Genomic DNA, 2588 nt, shown 5'->3' on the forward strand with positions numbered 1-2588 from the left:
CTTGGCGATCTCCACATAGCGGGCCTGGCTGTCGTCCACCCGGGCCGCGCGGCCCAGGGCGGTGGCGGGGGCCAGGCCCTCGGACAGGGACTGGCCCATCAGGGCCTCGATCTCCAGCTCCCGGGCGTCGGACAGCTTGTAGCCGTCGGGGCCGAACAGCTTGATGCCGTTGTCGGTCCAGGGATTGTGCGAGGCCGAGATCATCACGCCCAGGTCGGCCCGCAGGGACCGGGTCATCATGGCCACCCCCGGGGTCGGCATGGGCCCCAGCAGGCGCACGTCCATGCCCGCGCTGGTGAAGCCCGCCACCAGGGCCGGCTCAACCATATAGCCCGACAGGCGGGTATCCTTGCCGATCACCACCATGTGGCGGCCTTCGTCCCGGGAGCGGAACAGCTTGCCCGCCGCCAGTCCGATCCGCAGGGCCACCTCGGCGGTCATCGGGTGGGTATTGGCCTCCCCGCGGATTCCGTCGGTTCCGAAATAGGCGCGTTTGCTCATGGGGCCTTCCTAAGCTTTCGCCATAGTGGGGTCGGGACCCGAAACGATTCGAAACCCGGATTTAATCGACGCCGTCGGTGCGGGTGCTAAACCCCGCCCTTCTCTCCAGTCTAGCCCCTCAGCGGGCCCGGCGGGAAGGGACCCCGGAAGAGAGGACCAGGCCATGTGCGGCATCATCGGTATTGTCGGGAAGGTGGCCGTCCAGGCGCGCCTGATCGAGACCCTGAAGCGGCTCGAATATCGCGGCTACGATTCCGCCGGGGTGGCCATAGTCGCCGACGGCCGGGTCGGGCGGCGGCGGGCCCGCGGCAAGATCCGGGCCCTCGAGGAGGTCCTGCGCGAACAGCCCCTCGATGGCCTGACCGGCATAGGCCACACCCGCTGGGCCACGCACGGGGCGCCCTCAGAGGCCAACGCCCACCCCCACCGGGCCGGGCGGGTGAGCCTGGTTCACAACGGCATCATCGAGAACTTCGCCGAGCTGAAGGCCGAGCTGGCCGCCGAGGGCTGCACCTTCGAGAGCGAGACCGACACCGAGGTCATTCCCCACCTTATCAACCAGGCGCTCGCCGCCGGCCTTTCGCCCCTGGACGCCCTGAAGCAGACCCTCGACCGCCTGCGCGGGGCCTTCGCCCTGGCGGTCCTCATCGAGGGTGAGGACGAGCTGATCCTCGGGGCCCGGCGCGGCAGCCCCCTGGTGGTCGGCTATGGCGACGGCGAGATGTACCTGGGTAGCGATGCCCTGGCCGTCGGCCCCATGACCAACCGCATCGCCTATCTCGACGAGGGCGATTTCGTGGCCATCGACCGGACCACGGCGCGCATCTTCGACGCAGAGGGCCGGCCGGTCACCCGGCAGATCCGCATCATCCCCCAGGCCGCCGCCCTGGTGGAGAAGGGCAACTACCGGCACTTCATGGAAAAGGAGATCCATGATCAGCCGGGCGCCTGCCAGCACACCCTGTCGGCCTACCTAGACCCGGTCACCGGGCGGGCGCGGGCGCCGGGTGGCCTGGACTTTGCCCTGGTGGACCGGATCCAGATCGTCGCCTGCGGCACGGCCTACTATGCCGGTCTGATCAGCCGGTACCTCTTTGAGTCCCTGGCCCGGATTCCCGTCGACATCGACGTGGCCTCCGAGTTCCGCTACCGCGCCCCGCCCATGCGCAAGGGCACCTTGTGCATCGTCGTCTCCCAGTCCGGCGAGACCGCCGACACCCTGGCAGCCCTGCGCTGGTGCCGCGAGCAGGGCCTGGCCACCGCCGCCGTTGTCAACGTCCACACCAGCACCATGGCCCGGGAGGCCGACATCCTCCTGCCCACCCATGCCGGCCCCGAGATCGGCGTGGCCTCCACCAAGGCCTTCACAAGCCAGGTCGCCGCCCTCACGGCCCTGGCCGTGGCCGCCGCCGCGGCCAAGGGCCGGATCGACGCTGCCGAGGAGGCTCGTCTGACCCGTCTGCTCCTGGAAGCGCCGCGCCTGATTGCCGGTGCCATGGCCCTTGAGGACCAGATCCGCGCCCTGGCGCCCGAACTCGCCAAGGCCCGGGACGTGCTCTACTTCGGCCGCGGCGTCATGTCGGCCCTGGCCCTGGAGGGTGCCCTTAAGCTCAAGGAGATCAGCTATATCCACGCCGAGGGCTACCCAGCCGGCGAGCTGAAGCACGGCCCCATCGCCCTGATCGACGAAGCCACCCCGGTCATCGTCCTGGCCCCCTCCGACGCCCTCTTCGAGAAGACCGTCTCCAACACCGCCGAGGTCATGGCCCGGGGCGGACCGGTCATCTTCATCACCGACGAGGAAGGTGCCCGCCGCGCCCCGGCCGGGGTCCGCCTGATCGTCACCCCTGGCTGCGACGACATCGTCGCCCCCCTGGTCTACGCCGTCCCCATCCAGATGCTGGCCTACTACGTGGCCGTCCAGAAGGGCGCCGACGTCGACCAGCCCCGCAACCTCGCCAAGTCGGTGACGGTGGAATAGGGGGCACCCGGATGTACCTGCCAGAGAACTTCGAAGAGACCCGGCCCGAGGTCCTGTGGGACCTGGTGGCGCACCATCCCCTGGGCCTGCTCATCACCGCCGGGCC

The 2588-nt window shown here is 69.7% G+C and carries 1 protein-coding gene and 1 pseudogene; one reads left to right on the forward strand and one right to left on the reverse strand.

Annotated elements, in window-relative coordinates; genetic code table 11:
- A pseudogene (locus WCJ52_RS12640) lies at positions 1 to 501 on the reverse strand (phosphoglucosamine mutase); the annotation flags it as partial.
- 163 nt (positions 502 to 664) lie between these two features.
- On the opposite strand from WCJ52_RS12640, the gene glmS reads away from it, so the two are divergent.
- The gene (glmS, locus tag WCJ52_RS12645) at positions 665 to 2482 is read left to right on the forward strand and encodes a glutamine--fructose-6-phosphate transaminase (isomerizing) (RefSeq protein ID WP_336903660.1); all 1818 of its coding nucleotides are present in this window, start codon (positions 665 to 667) and stop codon (positions 2480 to 2482) included.
- Positions 2483 to 2588: the final 106 nt, after the last annotated feature.

The organism is Phenylobacterium sp., from assembly GCF_037138395.1.
In the GTDB taxonomy this organism is placed as follows: Bacteria; Pseudomonadota; Alphaproteobacteria; order Caulobacterales; family Caulobacteraceae; genus Phenylobacterium.